Here is a 15136-nt window from a genome sequence, read left to right on the forward strand (position 1 = left end):
ATGGCAGCCATCCTCGAAGGCATCAAGGTGCTGGACCTGACCCGGGTCATCGCCGGGCCGCTGTGCACGCAGATCCTGGCCGACATGGGCGCCACGGTCTACAAGATCGAGAAGCCCGGCGAGGGCGACGACACCCGCCGCATGGGGCCGTTCCTGCCCGATGCCGAGGGCGCCGACAGCAACGATTCGGCGCTCTACCTGGCCTACAACCGCGGCAAGCAATCGGTCACGCTGGACATCGCCACGCCCGAGGGTGCCGCGCTGGCGCGCGAGCTGGCGGCGCGCTGCGACGTGGTGGTCGAGAACTACAAGGTCGGCACCTTGGCGCGCTACGGGCTCGACGAGGCCAGCATCCGCCGCCTGCGCCAGGACATCGTCTACTGCTCGGTCACCGGCTTCGGCCAGGGCGGCCCCTACGCCGGCCGGCCGGCCTACGACTTCATCCTGCAGGGCCCGGCCGGCGTGATGAGCACCTGCGGCCAGGCCGAGGGCACGCCGGGCGCCGAACCGATGCGCACCGCGATCCCGATCACCGACGTGGTGACCGGGCTCTATGCCGCGATCGGCGTGGTGGGAGCGCTCTACCACCGGCGCGAGACCGGCGAAGGACAGCATGTGGATGCGGCCATGCTCGATGCCTCGGTCGCGCTCAACGGCCATCTGGCGCTCGGCTTCCTCATGAACGGCAAGGTGCCGCCGCGGGTGGGCAACACCAACCCGATCGCCTCGCCGTCCGAGGTGTTCGCCTGCGCCGACGGCCACCTGATCGTGGCGGCCGGCAACAACGGCCAGTTCCAGGCGCTGTGCCGCGCGCTGGGCAGCCCCGGGTGGACCGACGATCCGCGCTTCGGCAGCAACGCGTTGCGGGTCGCCAACCGGGGGCCGCTGCGCGACCTGTTGGCACCGGCACTGGCCGGCCGGCCGCGGGCCGAGCTGCTCGCCGCGCTCGAAGCTGCCGGCGTTCCCTGCGGTCCGATCAACGACATGCGGGGCGTGTTCGAGGACCCGCAGACCCGGCACCGCGAACTGGCCTTGCGCCTGCCGCACGGCCGGGGCGTGGACGTGCCGAGCCTGCGCAGCCCACTGCGTTTTTCGGGCACGCCGGTGGTGCACCGGGCTTCGCCGATGCTGGGCGAGCACAGTGCGCAGGTGCTGGCGGCGGAACTGGGCCTGGACGCCGAGCGGCTGCAGGCGCTGCGCGAGCGCGCGATCGTCTGACGCCTGCGGACCTATTCGGCCACCTCCACCAGCCCCTCCTTCGCCGCCGCGGCGAAGCTCGCATGATCGGCCTCGGTCTGCGCCGCATAGGCGGCGGCGAACGCCACCAGCGCATCGTCGAACACGTCCGACTTGCCGAGGTAGCCGCCGATCATCGCTGCGTCGCCCGACTTGGCGTGCGCCAGCGCCAGCGCCCAGCCGCAGAGGCGGCAGTACTCGATGAAGCCGGCCTGCGTGGTCTGGCCCGGCTCCATCTCGATGCCGCCCTTCATGTCGCGCAGTTGCCGGATGTAGAAGTGCACGCCGTCGATCTCGCCCCAGCCGAGGAAGATGTCGGGCGAGCCCTGGATCAGCCGCTGCCCGCGCACCACGCGCTCGCCATGATTGGTGGGCGCGTCGGGCGATGCCGCGCAGCCCACATAGGCTTCCAGCACGGAGGGCTGCGCTTCTTTCAGCTGCAGGAACAGCGGGTCGTCCCAATCGCGCCCCTGCATCAGGACAATCCAGCAGCGGGTGCCGACGCTGCCCACTCCGACCACCTTCTGCGCCGCGTCGAGCACGCGGTAGCGCGAAAGAAGCAGCCGCCGGTCCGGGGCCAGCGACTCGAGGTAGTGGGCCAGGCAGTGCCCGATCGCCTCGTCCACCGGCCGCCCCATCGAGGTCACGCTGGCGCGCACGATGAAGGGGTGCTGCTCGATGATCCGGTGCTGGTCGTCGACCAGGTCGGTCATCTTGTCGAGCACCTGCATGTGGGTGCGCTTGCGCGCCTTGTCGAGCACGGCATCGGCGCTCCCGCGCATGGCCGGCGGCAGCGATTCGAGCAGCCGGTCGCTGTGGATCGTGTCGTACCAGACCTCCATCTGCCCCATGCCCGCATAGCGGCGCATCCGGCTGCGGTAGCTCTCCACCGCGGCCCGCGCGGCGGCTTCCCGCCCGGCCTTGTCGCACGACAGATGATCGGCCGCCACATAGGCGCTGGCCGCCAGCCGCTTGACGTCCCATTCCCAGGGCCCGGGCTGGGTCTCGTCGAAATCGTTGATCGCGAACACCAGCTGCCGCTCGGCCGACGCGAAGACGCCGAAGTTGGCGACATGCATGTCGCCGCAGGCCTGCACCTGCAGCCCCGTGTTCGGGCTCGGCGCCAGGTCGGCCGCCATGACGGCCGCCGCGCCGCGCAGGAAGGCGAACGGCGACTGCAGCATGCGGGCGTGCCGCACCGGCACCAAGTCCGCTATCCGGGTGCTCGCCTGCGCCAGCAGGATCGCCACCGGATCGACCTGTGGTGAGCGCTCGAAGGCGCCATGGCTGGCCCGGGGCAGACGCTCTCGCAGCGCCTTGCCCATGGCCATGCGCTCCTCGACACTGGGCCGGGGCGTCGTGAAGGCGCTCGCCAGGGCGCGTGCCCGGCGGTCCAGTTCTTCGTCGGGGTCGGCTCTGTCGGCGCGCGCCATGGGTGTCTCCGGTGTGGCTCTTTCGCGCATCATGCCGCAATCCCATGCCCGGCAGCCGGGCGCCGATTCAATGCGCGATGCGCTGGCGCCACTCGCGCGGCGAGCAGCCGAAACGCTCGCGAAACGCCCGGCTGAAATGCGCCGCGTCGCTGAAGCCGCGGCCATAGGCGATCTCGCCGACCGTGCGGCCGGCGGCGCGCGGGTCCAGCAGATCGCGGCTGCAGGCCTCTAGCCTTCGCTCCCAGATGTACTGCGCCGGCGTCACCGGCTCGCTCTTGAAGACGCGGTGGATCTGGCTCACCGACAGGCCGAGCGCAGCCGCCAGCGTGCCGACCGACAGCGCCGGATCGTCGAGCTGCTCGTCGATGCGGCGCTTGATCCGCGCCAGGTGGAAGGCCGTCAGGTTGCTCAGCGCCGGCGCGCGCGCCGCCGGCAGCGTCTGCAGCCCGGCCACCAGGATGTTGAGCACGCCATTGGCGACCGCCAGCGCCGATGCCGGCTGCAGCGCGTCGATGTCCTCGTGCAAGGTGCGGATCATGCCCAGCAGCAGGTGGCCGGCGCCCTCGCGGCCCGACACCGTGGTGGCGGTCAGGGCCTCGGTCTGGCGCAGTTCGCTGCGCAGGCGCTCGCCGGGCAGCTTGAGCACGATCTGCTCGAAGGCGTCGTCGAACTGCAGCTGATAGGGCCGCGTGCTGTCGTAGAGCGCGAAATCGCCCACCGACAGCACGGCGTCGCGGCCGTCCTGCCGGACCACGCCGCGGCCGCGGGCCTGGATGCTGACCAGGAAGTAGTCGTCCGACGAGCGCGCGATGTGGCCGGCCGTGCGCATCACCTTCTGCGGCCCCGACGTGACCACCGAGACATCGAGGCTGGGCAGCGTGTGCTGGCGGATGCTGCCGTCGAATTCGCCCCGGGGGCGATCCCCCGGCACCGGATCGCAGCCGAGCTGCACGTAGACGTTGCAGATCATGTCGGTCCAGTAGGCGAGCCGCTGCTCGCGCGGAACGACGGCTGTGCTGAGCAGTTGGGTCATGGGGATCCTTCCGGGGAGGTGCGCCAACGGGCCGCTTGCAACGCTGGATCAAGAACGCCGCGAATTCCGGACAAGGCGCTTCCAGGCGGCGAACTTACGCTTCAAGCAACCCGCATGCCACCGCGCTAACCCGGATGCCGCGGGTCCCTGCCACCCCTTTGGAGAAACGCCATGTCCAGCACCACCCATCCCCGCCTGCGCGTCGCCGCGGTGCAAGCCGCCCCCGTCTTCCTCGACCTCGACGGCACCATCGACAAGACCATCGACCTGATGGCCCAGGCGGCCGGCCAGGGCGTGCAGCTGATCGCCTTTCCCGAGACCTGGGTGCCCGGCTATCCGTGGTGGATCTGGCTCGATTCGCCGGCCTGGGGCATGCAGTTCGTGCAGCGCTATCACGACAACGCCCTGGTCGTCGGCTCGCCCGAGTTCGACCGCATCCGCGAGGCCGCGCGCAAGCACCGCATCTGGGTCTCGCTCGGCTACAGCGAGAAGGCCGCCGGCAGCCTCTACATCGCCCAGGCCCTGATCGACGACCAGGGCAACACGCTGCAGACCCGGCGCAAGCTCAAGCCGACGCACGTCGAGCGCACCGTCTTCGGCGAAGGCGACGGCTCGGACCTCGCCGTGGTCGAGACGGCTATCGGCAACATCGGCTCGCTGTCGTGCTGGGAGCACCTGCAGCCGCTCAGCAAGTACGCGATGTACTCGCAGAACGAGCAGATCCACTGCGGCGCCTGGCCCAGCTTCTCGCTCTACCGCGGCGGCGCCTACGCGCTCGGCGCCGAAGTCAACAACGCCGCCAGCCAGGTGTACGCGGCCGAGGGCCAGTGCTTCGTGGTGGCGCCTTGCGCCACGGTCTCGAAGGCGATGCACGACCTGCTGTGCACCGACCCCGGCAAGCAGCAGATGCTGCTGGTCGGCGGCGGCTTCGCGCGCATCTACGGACCCGACGGCTCGCCGCTCGGCAAGAACCTGGCCGAGGACGAGGAAGGGCTGGTGGTGGCCGACATCGACCTCGGGATGATCTCGCTGGCCAAGGCCGCCGGCGACCCGGCCGGCCACTATTCGCGGCCCGACGTGACGCAGCTCCTGTTCAACAGGAAGCGGCGCGAGCCGGTGGTGCTGCAGGGCCCGGCCGAGCCCGAGAAGGCGGTCGCCGAGCCGGTGTCCACGCCGGTCGAAGCGGCTGCGGCCGCCGCCCGCCAGCCGGTCGTGGCCTGAGCCGCCGCCTCACAGGGGAAGCGCCATGGAATCCGCCATTGCCGAACACCTGAAATGTCCGCGCACCCGGCACCGCCGGGTGGAGGACGACTACACGCCGCCCTACCCCGTCTGGTCGGCTCGCGCAGCCGCCGGCGTGGGCCAGGTGGTGATGGGCTACTTCGGCGTGCAGTCGCGCGGGCCCGAGCTCCAGGGCCGCGCCTGCGCCGCCCTGATGAAGATCGCGCAAAGCTTCGGACTCGCCGACGGGCCGGGCCACCACGACCTGGCCCACTTCGTCGACGCCGAGGGCTGCGACAACATGATCGCGATCGCCTACTGGAGCGACCCGGCCGCCTTCGGACGCTGGTGCGCCACGCCCGAGATCGACGACTGGTGGCGCTCGCCGGCGCGGCTCGACGACGGACTGGGCTACTTCCGCGAGATCGCCTCGCCGCGGGCCGAGCACTACGAGACCATGTTCAGCACGCCCGACCGCTTCGAGGGCGTGGGTGTCGTGATGGGCGGCGGGGTCAGCGGCGAGATCCGGGAGCACGGCTACTGGGGTTCGATGCGCGACCGGATCCCGTTGTCGCAGACCGATGCGATGGTGGCATCGGGAAGCCGCAGCGCGATCCCGGCCACGCCCGCGCCGGGCCAGCGCGTGCGCATCGCGGGCCACCCCAACGTGGCGATGATCCGCTCGGGCCAGGAATGGACCGACACCACCGGCAAGGAGCGCACCCTCTACCTCGAGGACATGGAGCCGACCTTGCGCGAGGGCATGGACTTCCTGCGCGACCAGGGCCTCGCGATCGGCTGCTACAGCAACCGCTACATGCACCACCTCGACGCCAGGGGCGCGCCGCTGCAGAAGTCCTTCGGCCTGAGCTTCTGGCGCTCGCTGGCCGACATGGAGCGCTGGGCCGAGTCGCATCCCACGCACGTGGCGATCTTCGGCAGCTTCATGCGCTATGTGCAGGAGCTCAACTTCGAGCTGCAGCTGCGCGTGTACCACGAGGTGTCGGTGCTGAAGATGGACGAGCAGAGCTACGAGTACATCAACTGCCACCCGCGCACCGGGCTCATGAACGGCCTCGCGGCCTGAGCGAGGGCTGTCAGCCCTCGTCGGGCACGCCGCGCAGGATCGCATCGCGCAGCGCCGCGGGGATCTCGAGCGCGCGATGCGTCTCGAGCGAGGTCGTCACCAGCACCTGCCGCATTTGCATGCGCAGTTCGCCGTCGGCGCCCACGCACTGCAGCGCCAGGGTCAGCGAGCGCGTGCCGAGGCGCTCGACCACGAGCGCCAAGGTCACGCTGTCGCCGAAGCGGCTCACGGCGCGGAAATCGGCCTCGACCCGCACGGTCGGCAGGCCGATGCGCTGCTCGACGATCAGCCGCTGGTAGCCCACGCCCATCGCATTGACCCAGTCTTCGACCAGGCCGTTGAACATCACGAAGTACTGCGGATAGAAGACGATGCCCGCCGGGTCGCAGTCCGAGAAGCGGATCAGCCGTTCACGGCGGAACGCTGCGGCGGCGGCATCGCTCACGCCGGCTCCTCGCCGCCGGCCTCGTTGCGCATCACGTGCACGCGCAACTGGCCCAGCTGGCTGTGCAGCTGCTTCACGGTCTTCATGTCGAGCCCCGAGAACATCTCGAGGATCCACTGCTCGTGCTCGCTGGCCATGGCCTCGAAGCTGCGCCGGCCCTTGGGCGTGAGGCTCACGATCCAGGCCCGGCGGTCGTCGGGGCTGGCGGTGCGCGAGACCACGCCCTCGCGCTCGAGTTCGTCGGTGAGCCCGGTCACGTTGCCGCCGGTGACCATCAGGTAGCGCGACAGCACGCGCATCTTGAGCCCGTCCTTGTAGCGGTAGAGCTGGGCCATGTAGTCGAAGCGCGCCAGCGTGATGTCGAAGCGCTCGCGCAGCCGCTTGCGGATCTCGGCCTCGATCTGCGTCGTGCTGGCCAGCATGCGCAGCCAGAGCTTCAGCACGGCGTGGTCGTCGTTGCCGGCGCGGGCCTCGTGGCCCAGTTCCTCGGCGTCGCTGAGCGCCGCGTGCGACGGGTCGTTGGTGCTGTCGATCACGTGACTTCTCCCCCCGACACCGAGATCGACTGGCCGGTGACCGAGGCCGCAGCCTCGCCGCAGAGCCAGCGCACCGCATCGGCCACCTCGGCCGGCTGCACGATGCGGCGCTGCGGATTGACGACCGCGAACTCGGCCAGCGCATCGGCTTCGCTGCGGCCGGTCTTGCCGACCACGTTGGCGACGCTGTTGCGCAGGATGTCGGTGTCGGTGTAGCCGGGGCAGACCGCGTTGACCGTGACGCCCTTGCGCGCCACCTCGAGCGCCAGCGAGCGCGTGAGCCCGATCACGCCGTGCTTGGCCGCGGTGTAGGCAGCGACGTAGGCATAGCCCTTCTGGCCCGCGGTGCTGGCGATGTTGACGATGCGGCCCCAGCCGGCATCGAGCATGTCGGGCAGCGCCGCCTGCGCGCAGAGGAAGCTGCCCGTGAGGTTGACGCCGAGCATGCGCTGCCAGAGCTCGACCGAGGTCTTGAGGAAAGGCGCGCTCTCGGCCTGGCCGGCGTTGTTGACCAGGATCTCGACCGGGCCCGACGCCGCGCGCAAGGCCTCGAAGGCCGCGCGCACTGATTCGGCATCGGCGACATCGACCGCGGCCACCCCGTGCCCGCTGCCCGCCAGTTCGCTGCGCACGCGCTCCAGCGCGGCGCTGTCGCGGCCGAGCAGCGTGACACGGGCGCCCTCGGCCGCCAGGGTGCGCGCGATCTCGGCGCCGATTCCACGAGCCGCGCCGGTCACGACCGCGTGGCGCCCATTCAGTGAATTTTTCATGGCTAGCAAAACCGTTGACAACTAAACATTTTAACCACGGGTGCTTTTTCTGGGGCTCAGCGCATCAACCGGCCGCCATTGAGATCGAGCGTCGTGCCCGTGACGAAGGCCCCGGCCGCCGAGGCCAGGTAGACCACGGCTGCCGCCACTTCCTGCGCCTCGCCGAAGCGGCCGAGCGGGATGCCGCGCAGCAGCGCCTGCTGCCGCTCCGGCGCCATGGCGTCGAGCAAGGGGCTGCGGATCGCCGCCGGCGCCAGCGCATTGACCGTGACGCCATCGGCCGCCAGTGCCTGCGCGAACGAGCGGGTCAGCGCGATCAGCCCGGCCTTCGAGGCCGCGTAGTGGGCGCCGCTCGCCGCGCTGGCCTGCTGGCCGGCGATCGACGTCAGGTTGACGATGCGGCCCGCACCGCGCTCGCGCATGTGGCGTCCGGCGATGCGGCAGCCGAAGAAGCTGCCGCGCAGGTTCACCGCCATCACCTCGTCCCATTCGCCGGCCGTGATGTCCCAGAGCGAGGTCGAGGGCGTCAGCGCGGCGTTGTTGACCATCAGGTCGATGGCGCCGAAGTGCTGCACGGCGGCCTCGAAGCTGCGTTCGAACGCGGACTCGTCGCGGACATCGAGCGCCATCGCGATGCAGCGGTGGCCGGCGTCGCGAAGGCCCGCCGCCACCGCCTCGGCGGCCGCAGCGTCGACATCGGTCAGCATCACGCCGGCGCCCGCCTGCGCCAGCCCCAGCGCGATCGCGGCGCCCAGGCCCTGCCCCGCACCCGTGACGAACGCCGCTTGGCCATCGAGGGAGAACATGGCTCAGCCCTTGGCGCGTGGGGCGCCCGGCCCGCGGTCCCAGGTGGCGGCCGACACGCCGCGCTCGCGCAGCTTGTACTTCTGCACCTTGCCGTTCTCGGTGCGCGGCAGGTCGTCGAGCAGGTCGACATAGCGCGGCACCGCGAAGTACGGCAGGCGCGACTCGCAGAATCGCATGAGCTCGGCCGGCTCGATCACGCTGCCGTCCCGCGCCACCAGCGCGGCCATCACCTCGTCCTCGGCCAGTTCGGAGCCCACCGGGTAGACCGCGCAGGCCGCCACGTCCGGATGGCTCAGCAGCACCTGCTCGACCTCGAAGGAGGAGATGTTCTCGCCGCGGCGGCGGATCGCGTCCTTGATGCGATCGACGAAGCGGAAGGCGCCGTCGGCCTCGCGCAGCACGCGGTCGCCGGTATGGAACCACAGGTTGCGCCAGGCCTCGACCGTCTTCTCGGGCATGTTGAAGTAGCCGCTCGCGAAGGCGTAGGGCTCGTCGGCGCGCAGCAGCAGCTCGCCGGCCTCGCCCGCTGGCAGTTCAGCGTCGTCGGCATCGGCGACCCGGGCCTGGAAGCCCGGCCGCAACCAGCCCATGACACCGCTGCGCGGTGAATCGGGGGCGGTGGCGATCGCGAAATTGGTCTCGGTCGAGCCGTAGCCTTCGAGCAGCCGCACGCCGGTGCGCGCGAAGAAAGCCTGCCCGGCCGCCGTCGGCACGCCGGGCCCGAGCCCGGTGCGCACGCGGTGCTCGCGCTCGCCGGGCCCTTCGGGCTGGGCCAGCAGGATCGGCACCATCGCGCCGAGCAGGTAGACCACGGTGGCGCCGCAGGCCCGCATCGAAGGCCAGAAGCCCGAGGCCGAGAAGCGCGACTCGAACACCACCTCGGCGCCCGTGAGCGCGGCCTGCGAGAAGGTGTTGAGCGCATTGATGTGGAACAGCGGCAAGGTGGTGCACAGCACGTCGTCGGCGCCGACGCCGAGCACCTCGGCGCTGTTCACGCCCCACCAGAAATACTGGGCATGCGGGCAGACCACGCCCTTGGCCGGGCCGGTGGTGCCCGAGGTGTAGAGGATGGCGAGCGGGTCGCCGGGCTGGACCGCGGTCGGCGCGATCGCCTCGGCGCCTGCCGGCCAGGGCACCAGGCGGATACCTTCGGGAGGCTGCCAGCTGCCGGTCGCTTCGCCGATGACCCAGATCGTCTGCAACGCCGTGCGCGCCAGGTCGGCGGTGTGCAGCCTTTGGAGCAGATCGGCCTCGATCACCAGCAGCCTGGCCTCGCTGTTGGCCAGGAAGTATTCGAGCTGGGGGCCCATCGACGCGGTGTTGACCGGCACCGCCACGGCGCCGAGCCAGCCGGCGCCGAGGAAGGCTTCGACGAACTCGATGCGGTTGCCGCTCATGAGCGCCACGCGGTCGCCGCGCGTCACGCCGCATTGCGCCAGCGCCCCGGCGCGGATGGCGGCGGCCGCGGCCGCATCGGCATGCGACCAGCTGCGGCCCGCGACCCTGAGCAGGGGCCGCTGCCCGAACTCGGCCGCTTGCCGCTGCAGCATCGCAGGCAGGGTGCGCTGCGCCGCCGGCAGCTGGCGCGGCTCAATCGTCATCGTGGGTGCCTCCGCCGAGGTAGGTGGCCTGCACGCGCGGATCGCTCTCCAGCTGCTCCGAGGGCCCCGACAGCGCGATCTCTCCGGTCTCCAGCACATAGCCGTGGTCGGAGCTCTCGAGCGCGGCGCGCGCGTTCTGCTCGACCAGCAGGATCGACACGCCGTCGTCGCGCAGCTTGCGCACGATGGCCAGGATGTCGCGCACGATCAGCGGCGCCAGGCCCAGGCTCGGTTCGTCGAGCATCAGCAGGCGCGGCGCCGACATCAGCGCCCGGCCGACCGCGAGCATCTGGCGCTCGCCGCCCGACAGCGTGTCGGCGCGCTGAGAGCGCCGCTCCGCCAACCGGGGAAAGCGCTCGTAGACCTGCTGCAGCTGGCGCTTGAGCGCAGCGCTCGCCAGCCGCTTGGAGTAGGCCCCGAGCTGCAGGTTGTCGAGCACGCTGAGCTCACCGAACAGCTCGCGCTTCTCGGGCACCAGGCACAGGCCGCGCTCGACCCGCGCCTCGACATCGAGCCCGTGCAGGTCCTCGCCCTCGAACTTCAGGATGCCCTTGCTCGGCAGCAGGCCCATCGCGGCGGCCAGCAAGGTGGTCTTGCCGGCGCCGTTGGGGCCGATCACCGAGATGATCTGGCCGTGCTCGAGCTTCAGCGTGACGCCGCGCACCGCGTCGACCTGGCCGTAGGACACGTGCAGGTCGCCGATTTCAAGCATGGTCGAGCCGCTCATACCACGCTCCCCAGATACGCCGCCTGCACCCGTTCATCGGCCCGCACCGCCGAGGGCACGCCCTCGACCAGCTTGGAGCCGAAGTTCATCACCACCAGCCGGTCCACCAGTTTCATCACGAAGTCCATGTCATGTTCGACGATCAGGATCGTCACGCCGTCCTCACGCAGCTTGCGCAGCAGCTCGCCGAGCGCCATCTTCTCCTTGCGCCGCAGGCCGGCGGCGGGCTCGTCGAGCACCAGCAGCACCGGGTCGGCCGCCAGCGCCCGCGCAATCTCGAGGATGCGCTGGGTGCCCAGCGGCAGGCTGCCTGCGAGCTCATGCGCCCGGTCGCCGAGGCCGATGCGGTCGAGCTGCCGCTGCGCCTCCTGCAGGATCTGGCGCTCCTCGGCGCGGTCGAGCCGCAGGCCGGCCTTCAGCACGCCGGCGTTGGTGCGCGAGTGGGCGCCGAGCGCCACGTTGTCGAGCAGGCTCATGTGCGGGCGCAGCTTCACGTGCTGGAAGGTGCGCGCCAGACCCAGGCGCGCCACCGTGCGCTGCGGCAGGCCGGCGATGTCCTGGCCGAGGAAGCGCACCTGGCCCGCGGTCATCGGCAAGGTGCAGGTCAGCAGGTTGAACATCGTCGACTTGCCGGCGCCGTTGGGTCCGATCAGGCCGACGATCTCGCCCGCCTTGACGTCGAAGCTCACGTCGTTGACCGCCACCAGCCCGCCGAAGCGCTTGACCGCCCCGGTCACCGTCAGGATCGGCGAGCCGCGATCGGGCAGCGTGCGGTGCGCGAGCGGCTCGACCGGCGTCGCCGACGCCTGCGCCGGCGCCGCGCTGAAGCGGCCGCGGGTCCAGCGCCGCACGAAGCCCATCAGGCCGCCGCGCGCGAAATGCAGCAGCAGGATGAACAGCGCCGCGAAGGCCACCGCCTCGAGCTGGCCGGCGCGCTGCGTGAGCATCGGCAGCACGTCCTGCAAGCCGTTCTTGAGCACCAGCACCAGGGCCGAACCGACCAAGGCACCGGCAAGCTGCCCGAGACCGCCGGCCACCGCCATCAGCAGGTATTCGATGCTGGCCCGGACGTCGAAGGGCGACGGGCTCACGAAGCGGTTCATGTGGGCATAGAGCCAGCCCGCCAGGCCCGCGAACAGCGCCGCCGTCACGAACAGCGTGAGCCGCACGCGGTAGGCGTCGGCGCCGACGCTGGCCAGCAGCGTGGCGCCGCCGCGCAGGCTGCGGATCGCGCGGCCCGGCCGCGACTGCAGCAGGTTCTGGCTGAACAGGAAGGCCAGCCCGACCAGCACCCAGATCAGGTAGTAGATGGCGCGCGGATCGGCCAGCGACCAGCCGCCGAAGCGCAGCGGCGGGATGTTCGACAGCCCGGTGTGGCGCCCCAGCGCATCGACGTTGCCGAACAGCATCGCGATCGACAGCCCCCAGGCGATGGTGCTGAGCGGCAGGAAGTGGCCGCCCAGGCGCAGGGTCAGCATGCCGATGGCCAGCGCGGAAAGGCCGGTCAGCAGCAGCGCGAACAGAAGGCCGATCCAGGGCGACATGCCCTGCGTGGTGGTGAGCCAGGCGGTCGCATAGGCCGCGATGCCGACGAAGGCCGCCTGCCCGAAGGAGGTGGCGCCGCCGATGCCGGTCAGCAGCACCAGGCCCAACGCGACCAGCGCGCCGATGCCGATGTCGTTGAGCAGCGAGACCGTGAAGTTGCCGGCCAGCATCGGCGCGATGGCCAATGCGACGACGATCACGCCGATCCAGAAGTTGCGGTTGCGAAGGAGGCTCATTGGTCCACCTCGTCTTCTTCCTCTTCCGAATGCACGCTCATGAAGGAGCGCAGCATCAGCACCGGGATCAGCAGGCTGAAGACGATCACGTCCTTGAGCGCGCCGCTCCAGAACGAGGCGAAGCTCTCGACCACGCCGACCGCGAGCGCGCCGATGGCGGTCATCGGGTAGCTCACGAGGCCGCCGATGATCGCGGCCACGAAGGCCTTGAGGCCGATGATGAAGCCGGAGTCGTAATACATGGTGGTGACGGGTGCGATCAGCACCCCGATCAGGCCGGCCAGCAACGAGGCGCTGCCGTAGGCCAGCAAGGCGGTGCGCGCCGGCCGGATGCCGACCAGCCGCGCACCGACCCGGTTGACGGCGGTGGCGCGCAGCGCCTTGCCCGCCACCGTGCGCTCGAACACCAGGAAGAACAGGCCGCTCAGAACGATCGCCGCCCCGACCATCAGCACCACCTGGCCGCTGACCGAGAAGCCGTCGCCGAGCGCGATGCTGCCACTGGCGAGCGGCTGGGTGCGCGAGCCCTCAGGCCCGAAGAACAGCAGGCCCAGGCCCGACAGCAGGAAGTGCAGCGCCAGCGAGACGATCAGCAGCACCAGCACCGACGCATCGGCAATCGGCTGGAACACCACGCGCGCCAGCAGCGGCGCGATCGGCACCACCAGCAGCACCGTGACCGCGATCTGCACCGCCGCCGGCATGCCGGGCCGCGAGGTGGCCCAGGCCAGCAGGCAGGGCAGCAGCGGCAGCACGCCCCAGGCCAGGATCGCCTTCGGCACCTTGCGCCCTTCGCCGCGCCGCAGCAGGCTGCCGACTTCGGTCAGCGTGGCCAGTGCGGCCAGCACCATCACCAGTCCGATGGTCGGCGGCAGGCGGCCGGTCTCGAAGGCCGCCAGGGTCAGCGCGGCAAAGGCCGCGATGTCGCCGAAGGGCACGAAGACCACTCGCGTGACGGAAAAGATCAGCACCAGCCCGAGCCCCGCGAGCAGATAGACCGCGCCATTGGCGAGCCCGTCGATGCCCAGGATGAGCGCCACGTCCCATGTCATTGAAATGCCCTTCGAAAAATGTTGCCCCCACGCTCCCCCACTGCGTGTGGGTCGCTGCCCCCCGAGGGGGCCGCAGGCCGCCTTGGGGCGGCCCGGCGCCGGCCTGTGTGGCCCCCACGCTCCCCCACTTCGTGTGGGTCGCTGCCCCCCGAGGGGGCCGCAGGCCGCCTTGGGGCGGCCCGGCGCCGGCCTATGTCCGCACCACTCTCAGCCTTTCTCATGGCGCCAATTTCCATTGGCCGTTGTCGAGCTTGACGATCACGCGGGCGCGTTCGTCGACGCCATACAGATTGCCTGGCTTGAAGTTGTAGACCCCATGCGTGCCCACCACTTCCTTCGTGCTGGCGATCGCGTCGCGCAGCGACAGCCGGAACTCGGGCGTGCCGGGCTCGCCCTTGGCGCGCGCGGCGGCATCGGTGAAGACCAGCCAGCCGTCGAAGGAGTAGGCCGAGAAGGCATCGCTGGTCGGCGCGTTGTTGACCTTCTGGAAGGCGGCGCGGAAGTCCATCGCGATCTTCTTGGTCGGGTAGCCCTCGGGCAGCTGCTCGGCGACGATCACCGGGCCGGTGGGCATCAGCGCGTTCTGTCCGGAGGCGCCGACGACCCGCACGAAGTCGGGGTTGATCAGGCCGTGCTGGCCATACACCGGCCCCTTGAAGCCGCGCTCGGTCAGCGCCAGGAACGGCAGCGCACCCGGCGTGCCGGCGCCGCCGGTCATCACGGCGTCGGGCTTCATCGCCACCAGCTTGAGCACCTGGCCGGTGACCGAAGCGTCGGCGCGCGCATAGCGCTCGTTGCCGAGCACCTTGATCCCGGCCTCGGGGGCCGACTTCATCAGCGCGTTGTAGACCAGGTCGCCCCAGGCGTCGGAGAAGCCGATGTAGCCGACCGTCTTGACGCCGTCCTTCTTCATGCGCTGGACCACCGCGTCGATCATGAGCTGGGTCGGCTGGGCGACCGTGAAGACCCACGGGTTCTCGGCCGCATCGAGCTGGATCGGCGTCAGCCCGATCATCGGCACCTTGGCATCGCGGCCCACCTGCGCCATCGCGATCGCGGCCGGCACGCCCGAGGTGCCCATCAGCACGTCGACCTTGTCCTCCTCGACCAGCTTGCGCGCGTTGCGCCCGGCGGTGGTCGGATCGGAGCCGTCGTCCAGCACGATCAGCTGGATCTTGCGGCCGTTGACCTCCGGCTTGTAGGCCAGCGCGGCCTGCATGCCCTTGGCGTATGGCACGCCGAGCGAGGAGTTGGGGCCGGAGAGCGACACGCTCAGGCCGACCTTGAGGTCGGCGGCGATCGCCGTCGCCGTGAGGCCGACGCCCAGCGCGGCCGCCAGCGCGCTGCGGGTCAAGGTCTGCATCAAGCTCTTCATGTCGTGGGCTCCTGGTGGGTGGAAATGAAATG

14 protein-coding genes are annotated in these 15136 nt (G+C 70.6%); 3 read left to right on the plus strand and 11 right to left on the minus strand.

Translation table 11 applies throughout. The annotated features are described in order from the left end of the window. Window positions 1-1218, plus strand: a complete 1218-nt coding sequence (locus AC1DF3_RS08885; protein WP_478139393.1) for a CaiB/BaiF CoA transferase family protein — start codon at window positions 1-3, stop codon at window positions 1216-1218. Window positions 1219-1229: 11 nt separating this feature from the next. Here AC1DF3_RS08885 and AC1DF3_RS08890 read toward each other — a convergent pair whose 3' ends face one another. Then, window positions 1230-2669 (minus strand): DUF2252 domain-containing protein, encoded by a 1440-nt coding sequence (locus AC1DF3_RS08890; protein WP_286535420.1) that lies wholly within the window; start codon window positions 2667-2669, stop codon window positions 1230-1232. Window positions 2670-2736: 67 nt separating this feature from the next. Beyond that, window positions 2737-3702 (minus strand): AraC-like ligand-binding domain-containing protein, encoded by a 966-nt coding sequence (locus tag AC1DF3_RS08895; RefSeq protein ID WP_286535419.1) that lies wholly within the window; start codon window positions 3700-3702, stop codon window positions 2737-2739. 171 nt (window positions 3703-3873) lie between these two features. On the opposite strand from AC1DF3_RS08895, the gene AC1DF3_RS08900 reads away from it, so the two are divergent. Together AC1DF3_RS08900 and AC1DF3_RS08905 are read left to right on the plus strand one after the other, a co-directional pair. Beyond that, window positions 3874-4923 (plus strand): carbon-nitrogen hydrolase family protein, encoded by a 1050-nt coding sequence (locus tag AC1DF3_RS08900; RefSeq protein WP_286535418.1) that lies wholly within the window; start codon window positions 3874-3876, stop codon window positions 4921-4923. Between the two features lie 25 nt (window positions 4924-4948). After that, window positions 4949-6010 (plus strand): phenylacetaldoxime dehydratase family protein, encoded by a 1062-nt coding sequence (locus tag AC1DF3_RS08905; RefSeq protein ID WP_286535417.1) that lies wholly within the window; start codon window positions 4949-4951, stop codon window positions 6008-6010. A gap of 10 nt (window positions 6011-6020) precedes the next feature. On the opposite strand, the gene AC1DF3_RS08910 is transcribed toward AC1DF3_RS08905, so the two are convergent. The 9 genes from AC1DF3_RS08910 to AC1DF3_RS08950 form a co-directional block, all read right to left on the minus strand. Further along, a complete protein-coding gene (locus AC1DF3_RS08910; RefSeq protein ID WP_286535415.1) occupies window positions 6021-6455 on the minus strand; it encodes an acyl-CoA thioesterase in 435 nt (144 codons plus the stop codon). Continuing rightward, window positions 6452-6988 carry a MarR family winged helix-turn-helix transcriptional regulator gene (locus AC1DF3_RS08915; protein ID WP_286535699.1) on the minus strand — a complete coding sequence of 179 codons (537 nt, stop codon included), beginning with the start codon at window positions 6986-6988 and terminating at the stop codon, window positions 6452-6454. The genes AC1DF3_RS08910 and AC1DF3_RS08915 overlap by 4 nt, the downstream gene beginning before the upstream one ends. Further along, entirely contained in the window at window positions 6988-7761 is a 774-nt protein-coding gene (locus AC1DF3_RS08920; protein ID WP_286535414.1) for an SDR family NAD(P)-dependent oxidoreductase, read from the minus strand. Before AC1DF3_RS08920 ends, AC1DF3_RS08915 begins: the two co-directional genes overlap by 1 nt. Window positions 7762-7817: 56 nt before the next feature. Continuing rightward, on the minus strand, window positions 7818-8567 hold the full coding sequence (locus AC1DF3_RS08925) for an SDR family NAD(P)-dependent oxidoreductase (protein WP_478139394.1): 750 nt from the start codon (window positions 8565-8567) through the stop codon (window positions 7818-7820). Window positions 8568-8570: 3 nt separating this feature from the next. Next, on the minus strand, window positions 8571-10169 hold the full coding sequence (locus tag AC1DF3_RS08930) for an ATP-dependent acyl-CoA ligase (protein ID WP_478139395.1): 1599 nt from the start codon (window positions 10167-10169) through the stop codon (window positions 8571-8573). Further along, complete coding sequence (locus AC1DF3_RS08935; RefSeq protein ID WP_286535410.1) at window positions 10159-10896, minus strand: ABC transporter ATP-binding protein; 738 nt, start codon at window positions 10894-10896, stop codon at window positions 10159-10161. The genes AC1DF3_RS08930 and AC1DF3_RS08935 overlap by 11 nt, the downstream gene beginning before the upstream one ends. Next, a complete protein-coding gene (locus AC1DF3_RS08940) occupies window positions 10893-12677 on the minus strand; it encodes a branched-chain amino acid ABC transporter ATP-binding protein/permease (RefSeq protein ID WP_478139396.1) in 1785 nt (594 codons plus the stop codon). Before AC1DF3_RS08940 ends, AC1DF3_RS08935 begins: the two co-directional genes overlap by 4 nt. Then, window positions 12674-13729 carry a branched-chain amino acid ABC transporter permease gene (locus tag AC1DF3_RS08945; RefSeq protein ID WP_286526745.1) on the minus strand — a complete coding sequence of 352 codons (1056 nt, stop codon included), beginning with the start codon at window positions 13727-13729 and terminating at the stop codon, window positions 12674-12676. The genes AC1DF3_RS08940 and AC1DF3_RS08945 overlap by 4 nt, the downstream gene beginning before the upstream one ends. A gap of 217 nt (window positions 13730-13946) precedes the next feature. Next, on the minus strand, window positions 13947-15104 hold the full coding sequence (locus AC1DF3_RS08950) for an ABC transporter substrate-binding protein (protein WP_286535406.1): 1158 nt from the start codon (window positions 15102-15104) through the stop codon (window positions 13947-13949). Window positions 15105-15136: the final 32 nt, after the last annotated feature.

The sequence above is a fragment of the Variovorax sp. 10N432 genome (genome assembly GCF_056394465.1).

What these genes read in the sequence shown, in the direction of transcription:
- AC1DF3_RS08895 (WP_286535419.1), bottom strand. Translation starts at nt 3,702, where the DNA reads ATGACCCAACTGCTCAGCACAGCCGTCGTTCCGCGCGAGCAGCGGCTC.
- AC1DF3_RS08935 (WP_286535410.1), bottom strand. Translation starts at nt 10,896, where the DNA reads ATGAGCGGCTCGACCATGCTTGAAATCGGCGACCTGCACGTGTCCTAC.
- AC1DF3_RS08950 (WP_286535406.1), bottom strand. Translation starts at nt 15,104, where the DNA reads ATGAAGAGCTTGATGCAGACCTTGACCCGCAGCGCGCTGGCGGCCGCG.
- AC1DF3_RS08885 (WP_478139393.1), top strand. Translation starts at nt 1, where the DNA reads ATGGCAGCCATCCTCGAAGGCATCAAGGTGCTGGACCTGACCCGGGTC.
- AC1DF3_RS08905 (WP_286535417.1), top strand. Translation starts at nt 4,949, where the DNA reads ATGGAATCCGCCATTGCCGAACACCTGAAATGTCCGCGCACCCGGCAC.
- AC1DF3_RS08900 (WP_286535418.1), top strand. Translation starts at nt 3,874, where the DNA reads ATGTCCAGCACCACCCATCCCCGCCTGCGCGTCGCCGCGGTGCAAGCC.
- AC1DF3_RS08925 (WP_478139394.1), bottom strand. Translation starts at nt 8,567, where the DNA reads ATGTTCTCCCTCGATGGCCAAGCGGCGTTCGTCACGGGTGCGGGGCAG.
- AC1DF3_RS08945 (WP_286526745.1), bottom strand. Translation starts at nt 13,729, where the DNA reads ATGACATGGGACGTGGCGCTCATCCTGGGCATCGACGGGCTCGCCAAT.
- AC1DF3_RS08930 (WP_478139395.1), bottom strand. Translation starts at nt 10,169, where the DNA reads ATGACGATTGAGCCGCGCCAGCTGCCGGCGGCGCAGCGCACCCTGCCT.
- AC1DF3_RS08920 (WP_286535414.1), bottom strand. Translation starts at nt 7,761, where the DNA reads ATGAAAAATTCACTGAATGGGCGCCACGCGGTCGTGACCGGCGCGGCT.
- AC1DF3_RS08940 (WP_478139396.1), bottom strand. Translation starts at nt 12,677, where the DNA reads ATGAGCCTCCTTCGCAACCGCAACTTCTGGATCGGCGTGATCGTCGTC.
- AC1DF3_RS08890 (WP_286535420.1), bottom strand. Translation starts at nt 2,669, where the DNA reads ATGGCGCGCGCCGACAGAGCCGACCCCGACGAAGAACTGGACCGCCGG.